Source organism: Bacteroides sp. 43_46 (genome assembly GCF_001915455.1).
Classification (GTDB): domain Bacteria; phylum Bacteroidota; class Bacteroidia; order Bacteroidales; family Bacteroidaceae; genus Bacteroides; species Bacteroides caccae.
Genome location: NZ_MNQN01000098.1, coordinates 60,211 through 78,009 on the forward strand (window position 1 = coordinate 60,211; position 17,799 = coordinate 78,009).

The 17,799-nt window shown below is 39.9% G+C and carries 14 protein-coding genes and 1 pseudogene; 7 read left to right on the forward strand and 8 right to left on the reverse strand.

Annotated features, from left to right (window positions below; all coding sequences use genetic code 11):
• Window positions 1–12: 12 nt before the first annotated feature.
• On the forward strand, window positions 13–954 hold the full coding sequence (locus BHV72_RS08120; RefSeq protein WP_022041919.1) for a glycosyltransferase family 2 protein: 942 nt from the start codon (window positions 13–15) through the stop codon (window positions 952–954).
• Window positions 906–1,553, forward strand: a complete 648-nt coding sequence (locus BHV72_RS08125; RefSeq protein WP_022041918.1) for an acyltransferase — start codon at window positions 906–908, stop codon at window positions 1,551–1,553. Before BHV72_RS08120 ends, BHV72_RS08125 begins: the two co-directional genes overlap by 49 nt.
• A gap of 566 nt (window positions 1,554–2,119) precedes the next feature.
• Here BHV72_RS08125 and BHV72_RS08130 read toward each other — a convergent pair.
• The gene (locus BHV72_RS08130) at window positions 2,120–2,731 is read right to left on the reverse strand and encodes a response regulator transcription factor (RefSeq protein WP_005675649.1); all 612 of its coding nucleotides are present in this window, start codon (window positions 2,729–2,731) and stop codon (window positions 2,120–2,122) included.
• On the reverse strand, window positions 2,721–3,425 hold the full coding sequence (locus tag BHV72_RS08135; RefSeq protein ID WP_122139569.1) for a hemerythrin domain-containing protein: 705 nt from the start codon (window positions 3,423–3,425) through the stop codon (window positions 2,721–2,723). The genes BHV72_RS08130 and BHV72_RS08135 overlap by 11 nt, the downstream gene beginning before the upstream one ends.
• A 205-nt stretch (window positions 3,426–3,630) precedes the next feature.
• Between BHV72_RS08135 and BHV72_RS08140 the strand changes: the two genes are divergently transcribed.
• Entirely contained in the window at window positions 3,631–4,806 is a 1,176-nt protein-coding gene (locus BHV72_RS08140) for a phosphoribosylaminoimidazolecarboxamide formyltransferase (RefSeq protein ID WP_005675646.1), read from the forward strand.
• 72 nt (window positions 4,807–4,878) lie between these two features.
• Here the strand turns inward: BHV72_RS08140 and BHV72_RS08145 are convergent, their stop codons facing one another.
• Complete coding sequence (locus BHV72_RS08145; protein ID WP_286855571.1) at window positions 4,879–6,915, reverse strand: LruC domain-containing protein; 2,037 nt, start codon at window positions 6,913–6,915, stop codon at window positions 4,879–4,881.
• A 182-nt stretch (window positions 6,916–7,097) separates the two neighbouring features.
• On the opposite strand from BHV72_RS08145, the gene fldA reads away from it, so the two are divergent.
• From fldA to BHV72_RS08165, 4 genes are all read left to right on the forward strand, one after another.
• On the forward strand, window positions 7,098–7,604 hold the full coding sequence (fldA, locus tag BHV72_RS08150; protein ID WP_022041915.1) for a flavodoxin FldA: 507 nt from the start codon (window positions 7,098–7,100) through the stop codon (window positions 7,602–7,604).
• A 32-nt stretch (window positions 7,605–7,636) separates the two neighbouring features.
• Window positions 7,637–7,999 (forward strand): DUF2023 family protein, encoded by a 363-nt coding sequence (locus BHV72_RS08155; protein ID WP_022041914.1) that lies wholly within the window; start codon window positions 7,637–7,639, stop codon window positions 7,997–7,999.
• A gap of 655 nt (window positions 8,000–8,654) precedes the next feature.
• Window positions 8,655–9,590, forward strand: a complete 936-nt coding sequence (locus tag BHV72_RS08160) for a cation diffusion facilitator family transporter (RefSeq protein WP_022041913.1) — start codon at window positions 8,655–8,657, stop codon at window positions 9,588–9,590.
• An 81-nt stretch (window positions 9,591–9,671) separates the two neighbouring features.
• Complete coding sequence (locus tag BHV72_RS08165) at window positions 9,672–9,905, forward strand: YecH family metal-binding protein (RefSeq protein WP_122265081.1); 234 nt, start codon at window positions 9,672–9,674, stop codon at window positions 9,903–9,905.
• Window positions 9,906–10,011: 106 nt separating this feature from the next.
• Here the strand turns inward: BHV72_RS08165 and BHV72_RS08170 are convergent, their stop codons facing one another.
• The 5 genes and pseudogenes from BHV72_RS08170 to BHV72_RS08190 form a co-directional block, all read right to left on the reverse strand.
• Complete coding sequence (locus BHV72_RS08170; protein WP_122265080.1) at window positions 10,012–12,351, reverse strand: TonB-dependent receptor; 2,340 nt, start codon at window positions 12,349–12,351, stop codon at window positions 10,012–10,014.
• Between the two features lie 104 nt (window positions 12,352–12,455).
• Window positions 12,456–12,797 carry a DUF8478 family putative metalloprotein gene (locus tag BHV72_RS08175; protein ID WP_032837778.1) on the reverse strand — a complete coding sequence of 114 codons (342 nt, stop codon included), beginning with the start codon at window positions 12,795–12,797 and terminating at the stop codon, window positions 12,456–12,458.
• 122 nt (window positions 12,798–12,919) lie between these two features.
• Window positions 12,920–15,246, reverse strand: a pseudogene (locus BHV72_RS08180) (TonB-dependent receptor).
• A gap of 85 nt (window positions 15,247–15,331) precedes the next feature.
• Window positions 15,332–15,688 carry a DUF8478 family putative metalloprotein gene (locus BHV72_RS08185; RefSeq protein WP_286855572.1) on the reverse strand — a complete coding sequence of 119 codons (357 nt, stop codon included), beginning with the start codon at window positions 15,686–15,688 and terminating at the stop codon, window positions 15,332–15,334.
• A 70-nt stretch (window positions 15,689–15,758) separates the two neighbouring features.
• On the reverse strand, window positions 15,759–17,357 hold the full coding sequence (locus tag BHV72_RS08190; RefSeq protein ID WP_005675635.1) for an aspartate:alanine exchanger family transporter: 1,599 nt from the start codon (window positions 17,355–17,357) through the stop codon (window positions 15,759–15,761).
• Window positions 17,358–17,799: the final 442 nt, after the last annotated feature.

Sequence of the window (17,799 nt, forward strand, 5' to 3'; positions counted from 1 at the left end):
CTTTTACAGACGATGAGCACCTACATTTACATAATAGATGACCTGGTATTCTTCTTCGTGGGGATTGTTATTCTATACCTCTTTGTATTGGCAGTTGCATCGCACTTCAAGCGCATTGTCTATCCAAAAGCTGAAAAGAAATACCATTGTGCTATCCTCGTTCCGGAAGAAAGTCCGCTTCCCGTAATCTATCGTGAAGAATCTTACGAATTCTTCACATACAATGATTTGCATCAAGGAATCAATACTCTTGACAGAGAACACTATCAACTGGTCCTTATCTTATCAAACACAGCCATTTCTCTGTCTCCACTCTTTCTGGAGAAAATCTACAATGCGTATGATGCCGGAATACAAGCCATTCAATTACACACAGTTATTGAAAATCGCAAAGGTTTCTGTAATCGTTTCCGTGCTATATGCAAAGAAATAAAGAACAGCCTTTTCAGAGCTGGAAATACACAATTCGGACTGTCGTCTAACTTATCCGGAACCAATATGGCTATCGACTTGGGATGGTTGCAAAACAATCTGAGAAGCTCTAAAACCAATATCGAACGGAAGTTATTTCAGAAGAATGTATATATTGACTACCTTCCGGATGCTATTGTATACTGTCAATCAAGTCCGGTTCACCCATATAGGAGACGCCTCCGAAAGACAGCCTCTTATTTTTTCCCTTCGCTTTTGGAAGGGAACTGGAATTTCTGTAACCGAATAGTACAGCATCTAATACCTTCTCCGCTAAAAATGTGTATCTTCGTCAGTGTATGGACATTGCTGATTACAGGATATAACTGGGCATTATCTATCGGCTGGTGGCTTATACTCTTCGGCCTACTAGTTACTTATAGTCTGGCTATTCCGGATTATTTGGTGGAAGACAAAAAGAAAAAACATTCAATATGGAGAAAAAGACATTTAAGCAACGAATTAAAGAAAAACCCAGTTTAAAGCAAGCAGTGTATCGGCTTATTATGCATCCTGTCAAAACTCGTCCAAACTGGTGGATACGCCTCTTTGATTTCATCTACCTGAAACGCGGAAAAGGCTCTGTGATCTATCGGAGTGTACGCAAAGATCTTCCTCCTTTCAACCATTTCTTTTTAGGAAAATATTCTGTGGTTGAAGATTTCTCCTGCCTTAATAATGCAGTTGGTGATTTGACTATCGGAGATTATACCCGTGTCGGATTAAGAAATACGATTATAGGTCCGGCCAATATCGGCAATCACGTTAATCTAGCCCAAAATGTGACCGTAACAGGACTCAATCATAATTATCAGGATGTGAAAAAGATGATCGACGAACAAGGGGTCAACACACAGCCCGTTGTTATTGAAGATGACGTATGGGTAGGCGCTAACTCAGTTATTCTTCCAGGAGTAACTTTAGGGAAGCACTGTGTAGTAGCTGCCGGAAGCGTAGTCAGCCATTCCGTACCTTCCTATTCTATATGTGCCGGATGTCCTGCAAAAGTTATCAAAACCTATGATTTTGAAACAAAAGAATGGAAAAAGGTGGAAAAAACAGTATCCGGTAATTATAAATAGTGAGAATAGCTACGCAATATACCTCATAAAGGTGATTGTGACACCCACTGAAACGCTTTATCTTTGCAGTATCAGAATTGAATTAATTAGTCATAATTTTATTACGTAGCCACATTTAAGTAAAAATGAAATAGAGTCCCGCCGAAGCGATTTCGTCGGGATTTTGTTTTTGTTTTAAGCACAGATTACACAGACTTTAGGTTTTATTAATCAGGAAACATAACTCCGTTAATCTGTTCCCCAAATAAAAAAACGAGCTAATTCCTTCTATGGAACCACTCGCCTCGCATCAGAAAAGCCTTTGGGGGCTTTTCTTCTCATTACCTCTTTTTTCCTGAAAACTAATCTTCTTTTTACCTAAAAACGTGTTACCTATCGTTATCCTTTTACCTTCTATTAAAACTTTTCCTATTGAACTAAAACCATTAATACCTTAAATTGTCAAATCTAATACCTTTAACCTTTTTCTTTTACCTTATAAACTAACAGTTTCTCAACTGCACTGCAAAGGTACGAAATATTTTCGTGTACGCAAACGGTTTTGTGTTTTATAACACTTTCAGTAGTTACAAATCTTTCACATCGCTAAGCGTAACCAGCTTATTTACAATAGCATAGATAGTCAGACCAGCTGCACTGTGTATTTGCAATTTTTTGCTAATATTCCTCCGGTGAGTAATCACTGTATGAATCGATAAAAACAATTTTTCCGCAATTTCTTTATTAGTCATACCTTTTACCACACAGATCACAATCTCTTTCTCCCGTTGGCTAAGTGCGTCCTGACTATCCACTTCATCCTCTTCCGAAGACATATCCAACAAACCGGCAATTTTCTTGGAAAGAGTTTCCAGATCATCGAATATGGAGATCGACTCGTCATACTTACTTAGCAATGAAGCATCCACAAAAGAAGTGACCAATGCTATCAAACGTATCTTTTTGCCAGATACTTCTTCCCGGAACTTATTTACGTCAAAATAATCGCCAAAAGTCGGATTTACAATCAACATTTCAGGGCATTGTGTCCGCAAGCAATCATGCAAAGCCTCAGCAGAAAGTAACTCTATTGGCTGCACCTTTGCATTAGGAAGACGTTTCAATGCCGCAGTCAGTCCTCCACGAATAATTACAGAAGTTTCTGCAATGGCTATTCGAATAACTTCGTTATTTTTCATTTTCTCTTATCCTCCTTTCCAACTTCAGAATGGCAGGAACAAAAATATAATCTTCAACCTTGCAATGGGATTCCAATCCCGCCTCACAAGCATAAATATCAAAAAGGGCTGCATTCAGCAAATTTTCGTTCGCCTTGGCAGGGCAATATTTAATTATGATATTTTTCAGTTCTGTCAACTTCTCCCCTACTTGATCATGATGCTTAGAGAACGTACTGATCTGGTAGTTTTTAGGAGCATCCCCTTTAATCAGTAAATCCACATACTTAAACACTGTTTTTTCTTCATAATCCATGTGCTTGCGCACCTCCCTTGTATATTCATCGAAGAATTTGAGAATAAGAAAAGCGACATCATCCTGAGAACAGTCTATCGCTTCAATCAGTTTACGACGAATAGCGGGAAGGGAGAAATCAAGAAAATAAATATGCGCCTGACGCAGATAATCTATCAATCCTGGAATGGAAATTTCTCCGTCATCTCCATCCAACCGGGAAAAACCTTCAGCTATAAAGTTGACAACAATAAGAAAAGTCCGACAGTCTACTCCGTTAAGTTCACAAACTTCTTTGACCGTTTTATCACCAAATCCCAACGAAAGTCCGAAACGACTCATCACTTGCAACAAAGAATAGTTATCACTGATAAGATCAATCATCTTATCGGTTGGTTTATATTTCTGTAAATTATCCATTTATACCTATTTATGTTTAGATGCTGCAAAGAAACGGAATATTTCACGGAAATACAATCACCATTTATAGGTATTTCAATTAATTACGGATTACTAAATACTAATTATATGCTAGTAATTTCTAACAGGAGTTTAGGCTGGCTACTCTTTTTTTAGTAATTTTGTCGCTATTAAATTGTAATTAGTAATTTATAATTAAAGTGATATGGCAAACGAACTCGAACTGAAATACGGCTGCAACCCTAACCAAAAGCCTGCCCGTATTTTCATGAAGGACGGCGAACTCCCCATTGAAGTACTGAACGGACGTCCCGGTTATATTAATCTGTTGGATGCATTCAACAGTTGGCAGTTAGTGAAAGAGCTAAAAGAAGCTACCAGGCTACCGGCTGCCGCTTCCTTTAAGCATGTAAGTCCAGCCGGCGCTGCCGTTGCAGTGGAAATGAATGATACACTCAAAAAGATTTATTTTGTAGATGATGTGAAGTTGTCCCCATTAGCCACCGCCTATGCACGCGCACGTGGTGCCGACCGTATGTCGTCGTATGGAGATTTCATCGCATTGTCCGATACCTGTGACGAAGAAACCGCACGCCTTATTAATCGTGAAGTATCTGACGGTGTGATTGCTCCGGATTATACTCCCGAAGCATTGGAAATTCTCAAAAACAAGAGAAAAGGTACATACAATGTAATCAAAATAGATCCGGCTTATCGTCCGGATTCTATTGAACACAAAGATGTTTTCGGCATAACCTTCGAACAGGGAAGAAACGAACTGAAAATTGACGAAAGTCTTTTGAAAGAAATGCCGACACAGAATCAAGTAATTCCTGCCGATGCAAAACGTGATTTGATTATTGCTTTAATCACTTTAAAATATACGCAATCCAACTCTGTATGTTATGCTAAAGACGGACAGGCTATCGGCATTGGCGCCGGACAGCAGTCACGTATTCATTGCACACGCCTCGCCGGAAATAAAGCAGACATCTGGTATCTACGCCAACATCCGAAAGTGATGAACCTGCCTTGGATTGAAAAAATCCGTCGTGCAGACCGTGACAATACGATTGATATATACATATCAGAAGATTATGATGATGTATTAGCAGACGGCATATGGCAACAGTTTTTCACTGAAAAACCGGAAGTACTGACTCGCGAAGAAAAACGTGCATGGTTGAACACAATGACAGGAGTATCTTTGGGATCAGACGCTTTCTTCCCCTTTGGAGATAACATCGAACGAGCACATAAGAGCGGCGTCAGCTACATAGCACAGCCGGGTGGTTCTGTACGCGACGACCATGTTATCAGCACTTGCGACAAATATAATATGGCAATGGCATTTACAGGAATTCGTTTATTCCACCATTAAAAAACATAGTTAATAAATAAGGGGCTGCCTCAAAAAGCAGCCCCTTATTTATTAACTTATTATCAAAACAGATTAATACAATTCACTTCCATCTACATTACCCGGAATAGTAGAGTCAAACCAAGATAAATCTGTCTTGTTTGTTACCCATTTATTGTAATTCTTATAAGCTTTTACCACTGATGATTTTTCTTTCGGATATCTCCATGCCGCTTCATCTGCAGAAGTTCGTGGAAAATCCAATGCCCAACAATACATATCTTTCATTCGGAAATAAAAACCTTTCGATACATCCGAACAATCTTTCCCGTTTCCCAACAAATTCATATCCATTTTTGATGTCGGAGCAAAATCCGTTAAATGAATCTCATGCGAACGCTTATTGACAAATATAAACGGATTAAACTTCATCATAGAAACATTGCTAATTACTGCTTTTAATGGGATAGTCACAACCAACTCTTCTGCCGAAACAAAAGAAGAGCCTTTTTCTGTATTGATAAAACCTGTTTCACCACCAGCAAAAGGTTTACTTATATCTTCCCAAATAATGAAAGTAGCGTTTGAGTCTCCACTTTCTAAAATAGCTCCCTCTACTTCTGCTACATCAATATCATTCGAAGCCAACGGTAGTTCTATCCCAAAACCAATTTTTGTATAACTTGCCGCACCCTTAGCAATCGGTCTAAACCGCATTTGGATACCGTTAATTTTATTATCCACATTTTTATAGACACCATATGTATAGTTCACTACAAAGTCATTTAAATCATAATCACCGGGATTAGGCCATTGATCTTCGAAAGCTAACGTACCATGAATTGATTCAGCCACAGTCACATCTTCATCAACTGGAATATCTTCACCCGGCCTAATAGCTTTTTCAGGAGTAGCCGTTACCTTTACCATTACATCATTGAAATCATAATCAGCCTTCCTGTCTCCAAAAGGACGGATATCAAAACCTGTCACACAACAATTATAGCCGTCCAATTCACGAGTTACTGCTTGAGTTTTACCCCATGTATTCAATTCTGGAGTAGAGTAATACATTCCATTCACATCCCCATTAACGGCAGGACTCATCGTATTCTTAAAACTATATGCAAGTTTATCTGTTATAGCAGTACCGTCTTTCTTAAATCCGGCACGCGCAACGGCAAACCCGATTCGTGTACCATTTGGAAAAACCTTACTATATTTCGAGCCATCCCAATAAAGCAACTGAACTTTTAAGCCTGACGGACATTGCAACTGATTTGTATTAGGCAGTAACATAGTCATGTGAAGTTTATAAACATCACTTTTTAAATCCCCCTCTTTATAATTATAATATAGCAATGAATTATAAACAGTTTGATTATCCACACAGAAACCACCGTCTCCAACATAAGTCACCCAAACCTGAGCTCCGTCCTCATCAACAATTCTCAAATCAGAATTCTTTGATAAATCCGCTGTCTGAACATTCTTTTTTTCCGGATACCAACTATCAATCTTATTAATCAATGCCGGAGAAAGTTGTTCTTTTGACACCAACGAGCAACCTCCCTGAACAGGTATACCATTCTCATTCACTTCGTCATTTTTATAAGGAATAAATAATTGATAAAGCCCGCTGATTGGACCAAAAATCTGTGGAATTTCATCTGCAGCAGCACGAGTCACAGTAGCAGCCTGCGGGAAAGCAACTCCACGAAAATTTAATGAGCTAACATTCCGTACATCCACTTCCTGCACCTGCCCATATCCTGCAGTAAGTGGAGCAACAAAGACTTTAGAAAGATTATTGGCGACGACTACATCCGCATTCAATTTACCGGAAGCATCTGTATATCCAACAAAAATAGGTTCGACAGAGATAATTCCTTCGCCCGTGTAAGGTTGACTTGCAAATATCCCCATTTTTACCCCTTTCTGTGTTTTTCCTTCTCCGTCAGTAGCAGTAATAGATATGCTCCTCTCTGTTTTTAGAGAAAAATCTGTAGATAAACCAAGTTCTGCATTTTCCAGTTCTTCCTCATTCTGAATAGATAAGTTTTTTTCTTCTATACATGAAGCGAAAATCAGACTGATGATTCCAAAAGAAAAATACTTTAAATTTCTCATATTCATATAATGTTTGTTTTGATCGACCCAAAGATAGCTATTTTAAATAAAAGTATCAAAAAACATAGTTATTTTATCCCCACTTATGATGAGAATGAGACTATTATTCCATTATTAATAGGGATTTTCTATTTCTACAAGGTACCCTATCTTTGCAGCATCACATTAAAAAAATATCAAAGATGAATAAAATTGGAGTATTTTATGGTTCCACAACCGGAACAACCGAAGACGTCGCCCGTCGAATTGCAGAGAAACTAAATGTTCCTTCCGCACATATTTTTGAAGTATCTAAACTTACAGAGGCTTTAGTCAATGAGTATGATGTACTTGTGCTAGGCAGCTCTACTTGGGGAGCCGGCGAACTGCAAGACGATTGGTATGACGGAGTAAATGTTTTAAAGAAATGCGATTTGTCTCATAAATATGTAGCCTTGTTCGGTTGCGGTGATTCCGACTCATATAGCGATACATTCTGCGATGCCATCGGGATTATTTATGAAGACCTGAAAGACACGCATTGCAAATTCTGCGGAGCAGTAGATACGGCTGGATACACATTCGATTCTTCCATAGCGGTCGTAGACGGCAAATTTGTCGGACTTCCAATTGATGAAGTCAACGAAGACAATCAGACAGAGGAACGTATCAGTGCATGGGCTGAACAAGTAAAACAAGAAATAAGCTAACCTTTACCTTAATATAAACAATTGTTTGCATCATGGCTACCAAAAGAATCATTCCCGGTGAAATCCGGATTTTCCTCAATCATATTTATGAGTTTAAGAAAGGTATACGTAACATGGTACTTTATACAATGAGTAAAGAACATGAAGACTTTGCCGTGCGCCGGTTGAAGAACCAAAACATCAGCTATATGATACAGGAGATAAGTACTAATAAAATCAACCTGTTTTTTGGTAAACCCGAATGTATGGAAGCTATGCGACATATTATCACTCGTCCTTTAAATCAATTGACAGCTGAAGAAGATTTCATTTTAGGAACAATGCTGGGATATGATCTTTGCCAGCAATGCAAACGCTATTGCAACAAAAAAAGAGGTATTAAGATTGCTGTTTAAAAGATAACTTTGGCTTTGTAAGCTTTGTTTGTATGTAGTTTGTACCGAGCAGAATCGTTTCTAAAAAGACAGATAATCGGAGAAACGTTTTCCAATGGAAACTTGTTATACCAAGAAACGATTCGCTCAACAACAAACTAACAAAAAGCAACGTTATGACTCAACAACAAGAACAATTCAAAGCCTATACTCCAAGGCGAGAACTATTTACCTTGTTGAGTGACAAATTGCCATTCTGAGAATATCAGCAGGCTTCACAATCTTTCTCTCTATAGGCAGGAAGTATTCTTCATCTCATCTCTAAAGACAAAACTGACTGACTGTTCCATTAAATTAACGGGAGTAGGTAAAATGGCAATCTCTTGCCTGACGGCAGATGTGCATGAGTATAAAACATAAGCTAATACTATCAGCAGAGAGGTACTTAATTTTTTGAACATAAAGGCTAACTATTTATGGGTTAATGTCTTGTTTTAATTGACTGTCTATATATAATACAACTAAAACATCCAAACTACTAAAAGGAGAAAGAAAGATTATAGTGATTTATTAGATTTCATGTCCTCTCACATATCAAATTATGATAATAAAAAGAACAATATGAGGGTCAGTATTATAAAATAATATATATTCGCTTCATAAACATAGTAATTATATGTCACGAGAGAAAATATTAATCAGAACTTCCTGGGTAAGTACAATTGGCAACGCCATACTTTCCGCATCAAAAATCATTGTCGGATTATTTGCAGGCAGTTTGGCTGTACTCGGTGACGGTATTGATTCGGCAACCGATGTAATCATCTCTATCGTAATGATTTTCACTGCACGCATCATGAACCGCCCACCTTCAAAAAAGTATGTATTCGGCTATGAGAAAGCGGAAGGAATCGCAACCAAAATCCTGTCGCTCGTAATATTTTATGCCGGTATGCAAATGTTGTTATCCTCCGTTGCCAACATCTTTTCGGATGCAACAAAAGAGGTTCCTTCGGCTATTGCGATATATGTTACTGTATTCTCTATCATTGGAAAGCTCTTGCTGGCCCTGTATCAGTATAAACAAGGAAAGAGAATTGATAGCTCTTTACTGACAGCAAATGCGATCAATATGCGTAATGATGTTATTATTTCATCCGGAGTTTTGGTAGGACTGGTCTTTACCTTTATATTCAAACTACCGATACTCGATTCAATCACAGGATTAATAATCAGTCTCTTTATTATAAAATCGTCTGTCAGTATCTTTATTGATTCTAATGTCGAACTAATGGACGGTGTTAAAGATGTGAATGTATATAACAAGATCTTTGAAGCCGTAGAGGAAGTCCCCGGCGCAAGCAACCCGCACCGTGTAAGGTCAAGAATGATAGGGAATCTTTATATGATTACCCTCGATATAGAGGTTAATCCACAAATTACCATCACACAAGCCCATGAGATTGCAGAATCGGTGGAAAAAAGCATAAAAAGTTCCATAGATAACGTTTATGACATTCTTGTACACGTAGAACCTGCCGGTGAATGCCAGACAAATGAAAAATTCGGAATAGATAAAGATATGGTCGAAAAAACAATAAATAAACCATAATTAATAGATATAATTGACCTTTGTCACATATGTTACAGTTTTAATCTATATGCCCGTATTATCTTTGCAAAAAAATAGATTATGGAACAATTACATGCTCATGAAGTCCTTCACATGATGAAAGGTAATAGTTACTCAGAATCATCATTAAAGAAGGCAATTATTGAAAAGTTCGGAGAAGATCAACGCTTCTATACTTGTTCGGCAGAAAATATGGATATTGATGAACTTATAGAGTTTCTCAAGATGAAAGGTAAGTTTATGTCTACCGATGAAGGTTTTACCGTAGATATCACAAAGGTTTGCAATCATTGACTCTGCCTTCTTACTAGAATAATAACAGCTTTCATTTTGCGGATATGAAAAATGAAAGCTGTTTTTTATATATGTTTATCTGGAGACAAATCTTTTATACACTGTTTTAATAGCTAATCTTCACTCCTGCAAAAAAACTTCTCGGCAGTGCGGGACCATAGATATAGCCGGAATCACGGTTTGCTCCTCTATCAAAATCTTTCTGATAGGCTTCCAAAATATTCTGAACACCACCGCTAAGTTGTAAATCAACTGTTTTATATAATTTAAAGTCATAAGCAAGTTTCACGCCCAAATCTAAGAACTTCGGAGTTTTAACAGCTTCCGCTTTTCGTTCGGGCATATCACCCATTGCAGCATTTTTGGCTGTAATATCCATGCGTTGCACAAACATACTACCAGTATATGTACCTGACAAGGCTATTGATAAAGGTTTAATCGGAATATAGGTAGCGGTGAAATAGCCATACACATTGGGAGTACGGAAAATCGTCCTCTTGGCAGGCACATCATCATGCCACTTATGCGGTTCATCATATCGGCTACGCTGCAATGTCAATCCTGCCTGTACTTGCAACAAGGAAAGATAAGCCAGTTTCCCTTCCAGCGTTACCCCCACTACTTTGGCACCCGGACCATTACTACGTAATTTCACCAGAACACCGTCTCCACGATTATAAGGTTCACCCAGCACAAAGACATCTGTCAGTTTTGTGTAGAATCCTTCTATCAGAAAATTAGTCTGAAAAGCGCCAAAACGATGATAGATATCTGCGGATGCACTAAAACTCTGCGACTTCTCTTCCTTCAGATTCTTCGCCCGTTCAATCATGGCAACAGTTCCACCTACATTTTCAATATGCATATCCTCATCAAAAGCCTGAGGAGCACGAAAACCGGAAGAATAACTCAAACGCAAGTTGATATTCTGCGTAGGATTAAAGCGCAAATTGGCACGTGGGCTAAAAATGATATTATCTACCATATTATGTTTATCGAGACGTCCTCCGACCAAAATACTCCAGCGTTCATTCTTCCACTCATTTTGCAGGAAGGCGCTGTAAATATTCACTGTCTGATCCGTATGACGATCGTATCCCCACATATTATCTTTCAGCCGGTCACGGTTGTATTCAAGTCCCGCAGTGAGATCGGAAGGCATGAAAAGACATTTATCAAACGTATGTACGTATTGGGCACCCCCCATAGCAATAAGGTCTGTTGTCTTTCCGTATGCTTTGAGAGGGTCATTCCCGGGACCGTAATAACTGTCACGGTCTGTATTGGCAGCCGACGCGAAGATACTCAGACGATTCTTTTCATTTGGTGAGAAATAATCATATTTCAAACTCCCGCCGTCTATCGAATGTTGTAACTGCTCCGCAATATGGGCTTCGTGAGGTGGACGGTCCAACATATCCCCACCCCGGCGAAACTCCTGCATATGGTGATATTCGAATGTCAACTTTGAATATGTACTTGTCTTCAGATAAGAACGGAAACCGACTGTTTGATTCTTCAATTCAGGAAGTTCTGTAAATCCGTCGCCGTCATAGTCATATCCGGACCGATGACGGTTTTGTCCGAAAATATACAATCCCGCACGATGATCGTCAGTCACCAAAGAAGCATTCAACGATGTGTTATTATCAAACGAGGAACTTCCTCCGACAGAAGTAATGGTATGCGACAACTGACCGGAGTTACGTAAAGGTTCCTTCGTAATGATATTAATTGTTCCAGCAATGGCTGAAGAGCCGAACAAGGCTGATCCTCCCCCACGCATGACCTCTACTCGCTCAATCATACTGGCAGGAATCTGCTCCAACCCGTATACTCCCGAAAGAGCGCTGAACACAGGACGCGAATCAATCAATATCTGCGTATAAGGCCCGTCCAAACCATTGATACGGACTTGCTGGAAACCACAATTCTGGCAGTTTGTTTCTACACGGACACCGGGTTGGAAGTTCAATCCCTGCGACAGAGTTGAAGAATTAGTCGTTTCAAAAAGTTTCAAATCAACAACATTGACCAAAGTCGGAGCCAGACGCCGAGTCGTTTCACTGCGATTGGCAGAAACCACCACTCCGTCTAAAGCGATCGCATCTTCTTCTATTTCAAAATCTTCCTCTAATGTCTTTCCTCTCTTCAGGGTAACGTTGCGAGTAAGTGTTTTATAGCCAACTGAACTCACTTCGAGAACAAAGCTACCTTCCGGCAGGTTCTTCAGAAAATAATGCCCGGTTGCATCAGTCACAGTTCCTATCGTAGTGCCTTTCAGTGCGACTGTAATATAAGGCAAATGTTCTTTCGTCTTTTTATCCAATACATGACCGATAATATTTGCATCAGATTTTTTCAGCTCAGGGTAATCCGGATTCTCAGCGAATGCGGCCGATAAGACACAGCATAGGCTGACCAGGACTAATAGATATTTCTTCATTGTCGTTAGTCTTTTAATCGTTTAAATTCAGAAAGTAATAAAGGAAACGGAAACAATAATAAGTACTGTTTCTAAAAATAAATAGCAATTTCGATAAATGTAGACTAAGGGACAGGAGGTGCCCTAAGAGAGACAACACCCGGACAAGACCGGCAATAACACGCACCTTGCGGACGAATAAGAAGAATACATAATAATGATAAAACGGAAACAACAAATATAGGTAATAACCCGCTATCTGTCACCAACACTTGGTTCAATAGATGAAGTAACTGAAACTCGACTGTCGTGTGATTGTGTTCGGTGCCCTTCTTAAAAGGATGTGAGTGGACAATTGTAACCCCGTTTACTACATGAGAGTGAGTAAACAAAGTAATCCCTGCCATGTACGAAATAAATAGTACAGGCAGAAAAAACTTTATTATATTCCGATACAGTTGTCTCATTCGTTAGTTTTGTGTAACAAAAACAATAGCGTTTTCTGCGAAACAAAGATAGGGATTGTTTTATATCCGAACAATCCCCATTTATGACGATTTCAGAGCTTAAAAGAATTATTAAACCATTATTAATAGCTAATCTTTACTCCCGCAAAAAAACTTCTCGGCAGTGACGGGCCGTAAATATAACCAGAGTCACGATCTGCACCTTTATCAAAGTCATCCTGATAAGCATTGAAGATATTCTGTATGCCAGCATTTATCTGGAGATTCATTGATTTATAAAGTTTAAAATCATAAGCCGCCTTTAAACCTATATCAAAGAAATCTTTTGTATTCACCGTAATCGGGTTCTCAAGGAATCCGGGGACTGGCTCGTGAGGAACCAGCATTGAACCGGTATATGTACCCGAAAGCGCAATGGATAACGGCTTTATCGGTGTATAGGTTGCTGTGAAATAGCCATAAGTGTTAGGTGTGCGCATCATTTTCTTTACTGCCGGTGCGTCCTTATTCCACGTATGCGGTTCACTGTAATGACTCTGTTGCAGAGTTACCCCTGCCTGAATCTGGAATTTATTCAGATAAGCCATTTTTCCCTCCAATGTAAGTCCCATTACCCGAGCTCCCGGTGCATTATGACGTGTACGTATCAGAACTCCGTCTACAACTTCGCCGTCGGTAAGAGCAAAGACATCTGATAATTTAGTATAGAATCCTTCAATCAGGAAGTTTATCTGAAAAGCGCCAAAACGCCGATAAACATCCGCAGAAGCACTCAAACTCTGAGATCTTTCTTCTTTCAGATTATCAGCAAGTTCAATCATTGCTACTTTACCACCTACATTTTCTACGTGCAAATCCTCATCAAAAGCCTGGGGAGCTCGGAAACCGGATGAATAACTCAAACGAAGATTGATATCCTTGGTCGGATTGAACCGCAGATTGGCACGGGGACTGAAAATGAGATGATCTATCAGGTTATGTTTATCAAAACGACCTCCGAGCAAAAATCCCCAACGATCATTCTTCCATTCGTTTTGTACGAAAGCACTACCGATATTTACTTTCTGATCTACCGTACGGTTGTATCCCCACATATTGTCTTCCAGTTTGTCCTGATTAAATTCCACTCCGGCAGTAAAATCAGAAGGCATGAAAATACATTTACCAAAGCTGTAAACATATTGTGAGCCTGCCATCCAATTTAGGTCAGTAGTGTTTCCGTAAGCATTCGGGTCCTGCCCACCTCCATAATAGCTGTCGCGATTGATATGTTGCGCAGATGCGAATACATTGAAACGGTGTTTCTCGTCAGGCGAGAAATAATCGAACTTCATACCACCACCATTGATAGAATGCTCTGTCTGCTCAGCCACATTCGCTTCATGAGGCGGACGGTTGAGCATATCTCCTCCTCTACGGAATTCTTCCATGTGATGATATTCGAAAGTCAATTTGGAATAAGAGTTGTCTTCAGGAAAGAACGGAAACCGACCGTTTGCCCGTGTATCTTCGGTATTTCCGAATATCCATCTCCGTCATGGTCATACGCCGACCGATGACGGTTCTGACCGAAGATATATAAACCTGCACGCTGGTCATCCGTCACCAGTGAGGCATTCAATGCTGTACTGTTATCAAAAGCGTCACCGTCGCCAATCCCAGTAATAGTATGCGACAACATACCCGAATTACGAATCGGCTCCTTCGTGATGATATTGATTGTACCTGCAATAGCAGACGAACCGAACAACGCCGAACCACCTCCGCGCATCACTTCCACACGTTCAATCATGCTGGCAGGAATCTGTTCGATGCCATATACTCCGGAAAGTGCACTGAAGATAGGACGAGAATCCAGCAGGATTTGTGTATAAGGACCGTCCAGTCCATTGATACGTACCTGCTGGAAGCCACAGTTCTGACAATTGGATTCTACGCGAACTCCCGGCTGAAAATTCAGTCCTTGTGCTAAAGTTGTCGAATTGGTATTCTCAAAGATTTTCAGATCGACAACATTCACCAATGTCGGTGCCAAACGACGGGTTGTTTCATTGCGATTGGCAGAAACAACGACACCGTCCAATGCTACCGCATCTTCTTCTATTTCAAAATCTTCCTCCAGCGTATGTCCCTTCTTCAAGGTCACATTCCGCCTCACCGTTTTATAACCTACAGAGCTAACTTCAAGTACGAAATTTCCTTCGGGAAGGTTCTTCAGGAAATAATGTCCGGTTACGTCGGTTACAGTACCGATTGTTGTTCCTTTCAGAGCAATAGTAATATAGGGCAAATGTTCTTTTGTATTTTTATCAAGGATATGACCAACAATATTCGCATCCGATTTACGCAATTCCGGATACTCAGGATGCTCGTGAAGAGCAGCTTGTCCTTCAAGAGCAGGCAACAATGCACAGCACAAGCAGACAAGCGAAAATATGTATTTTTTCATTTTTCGTTTATAATTCGTTCTTCGTTAAGTATTCACATGAAAAATCAGACAATACCCAGCCTCAAACAAGGCAGAATATCATCAGCTAAATAACTGAAAAACGAATCGCAGGCGGTGCCCGGAGTGCAATCACTCCATGATATGGAGCATGAGAATGTGTATGCTGCGGACGACCGAACAACAGACACAATAAAAAAGGGATGAAAAGAGAAAGAGCAAAAATAACAGCCGCACCGTCCGTCGTCAGATGAGACAGGAAATGAATATGTATCAGCTCGACTGTTGAATGTTCATGTGCCGTCCCTTTCTTAAACGGGTGTGAATGGACGATTGTCACGCCATTGACCACATGTACGTGGGCAAAGAATGTAAGGCTTACCAGATACGATACAAAAAGTATCGGCAAGAAATAGCGCGTTATATTCAGTAACAATCGTTTCAACTCATTTCTACTTTAGGACGGCAAAGATACAAACTTTTTTTTTAACAATCAATTTTCAGACAGAATACTGTTAATATACGGCTGAAGCTATCATTTGTATAAACAGAATCAGGAATACCATAGCAATCGGATAAACTGTTGCGTATGCCACACTGGGAATATTACTGTCTACCATTGAATCGGCAGCAGCCAGACCGGGCGTACTTGTCATACCACCGGTGATAGTTCCCAGCAAATCGAGTAAACTAATTTTAAATATCAGACGCCCCACAACTGTTGCAATAAGCATCGGCACCAAAGTAATGGCTGCTCCTACACCGAACATCAGTAGCCCGCTTTCCTGAAAAGTAGCTACGAGATTTTTTCCGGCAGAAGTACCTACTTCGGCTAAGAAAAGAAGCAGCCCTAATTGGCGCAGCAACTGATTGGCAGGTCCCGACATAGACCAAATAATAGGTCCTGTCTTACCGATCGCACTCAGTACGAGAGCTACCATTAGGACACCTCCGGTCAATCCCGGTGAGAATGACAGACTTTCGGAGAAAGAGATATTTATTTTGCCAAACAACACTCCCAGTACAATCCCCATTGCAATCGGGAAGAAGTCTGTATCCGACAATTTCTTCGCATTATTTCCCAGTAGGCGGGCTATACCTTTAAGTCCTTCTTTCTCTCCCACAACCATTAACTTATCGCCGAATTTCAAAGCCAAATCAGGCGACGGGGATAAATCAATACCACTTCGACGAATACGGGTCACTGTGCAACCAAAGTTTTTCTGTAAATTCAAATCCCCCAATTGCTTGTTTATCATGTCCTTTTTGGTCAATAACAAAGACTCTATTTCCTGTGTTTTATCCAAAGGAAGTTCGCCTTCTTCACGCTCGCCTACCAGCACTGCGAGTTGATTTAGTGATTCTTCGCTACCTACTGCTTGTATATAGTCTCCTTCGTGCAACACGGTAGAAGCAGTAGGAATAGATATTTCATCACTATGTTTCAAACGAGAAATAACAGCTCCTGTCATTCCTCGAGCATTAATCTGCATCAGACTGCGGTTGAATACGTTTGAATTAGTGATACGATAGATGCAGGTAATCAATTCAGGGAATTGTCCACGACGTTCTATCTCCAGGCGACGTGCTTCTTTATCCAAGTCCACCCGCATGATTTTAGGCAGCAGCTTAACAAACAAAATCACACCGATAACTCCAAACGGATATGCGATACCGTAAGCAATGGAAGCCAAAGGTGAGTGTGTACTGTCAATAGCGACGGCTAAACCCGGCGTACTGGTTAATGCTCCGGCAATCAGACCTACCACACTGGGAGTATCAATGTCGAACGCATACTTCAGTCCTACCGCCGTGAGACAGGCGGAACAAATGATAAGCATAGTAATGAGAATCAACGTCTTCCCCTTACTACGGAAAGAATCGAAGAATCCGGGTCCTGCCTGAATACCGATAGTAAAAATAAAAAGTACCAAACCGAAATTTCCCAATTCTTTGGGAATGATGACGCCAAAGTGCCCGAAAAGAAGTGCGATAAAGATTACCGCCGACACATCAAGAGATAACCCCTTAATTTTAACTCTTCCCAGCATAAATCCCAACGCGACAATCAGGAAAAGGGAAAAATAAGAGGAGTGCAACAAGTCAGTAAACATAAAAATAAAGGTTAGTTAGTTTTAAGGGCGCAAAGGTACGGATTTTATTTCAATCCGCACAACATTCCATCTTACAAGTGATTTCCTCACACGGCTTTTTCATTTAAGAAATATTGTTCGTCGCTCGTTATTGTAGTAAAAATCCTTATATTCGTGCGCAGCGATGCGGAAACATCACCATAGGTGTTTCTTCTTATCGTTCATTTTTGACGGGATACTATCTCCTTGTGTTGACGGTTTGAATTCTCTGCATATTTGGAAGAAATGGAAAATGTTATCTTATATTACTTTGTAAACGAATGCGCTTATCGATGCTCCTCTACTCTATAATACAGTTTTTCCTATTTTTACAACCAGCTATTCCAATATTAATAAACTTGATTTCTGTTTATAATAAACTTTTGGATAGTTTATTATAAACGGTATCAGAGTTTATTAAAAA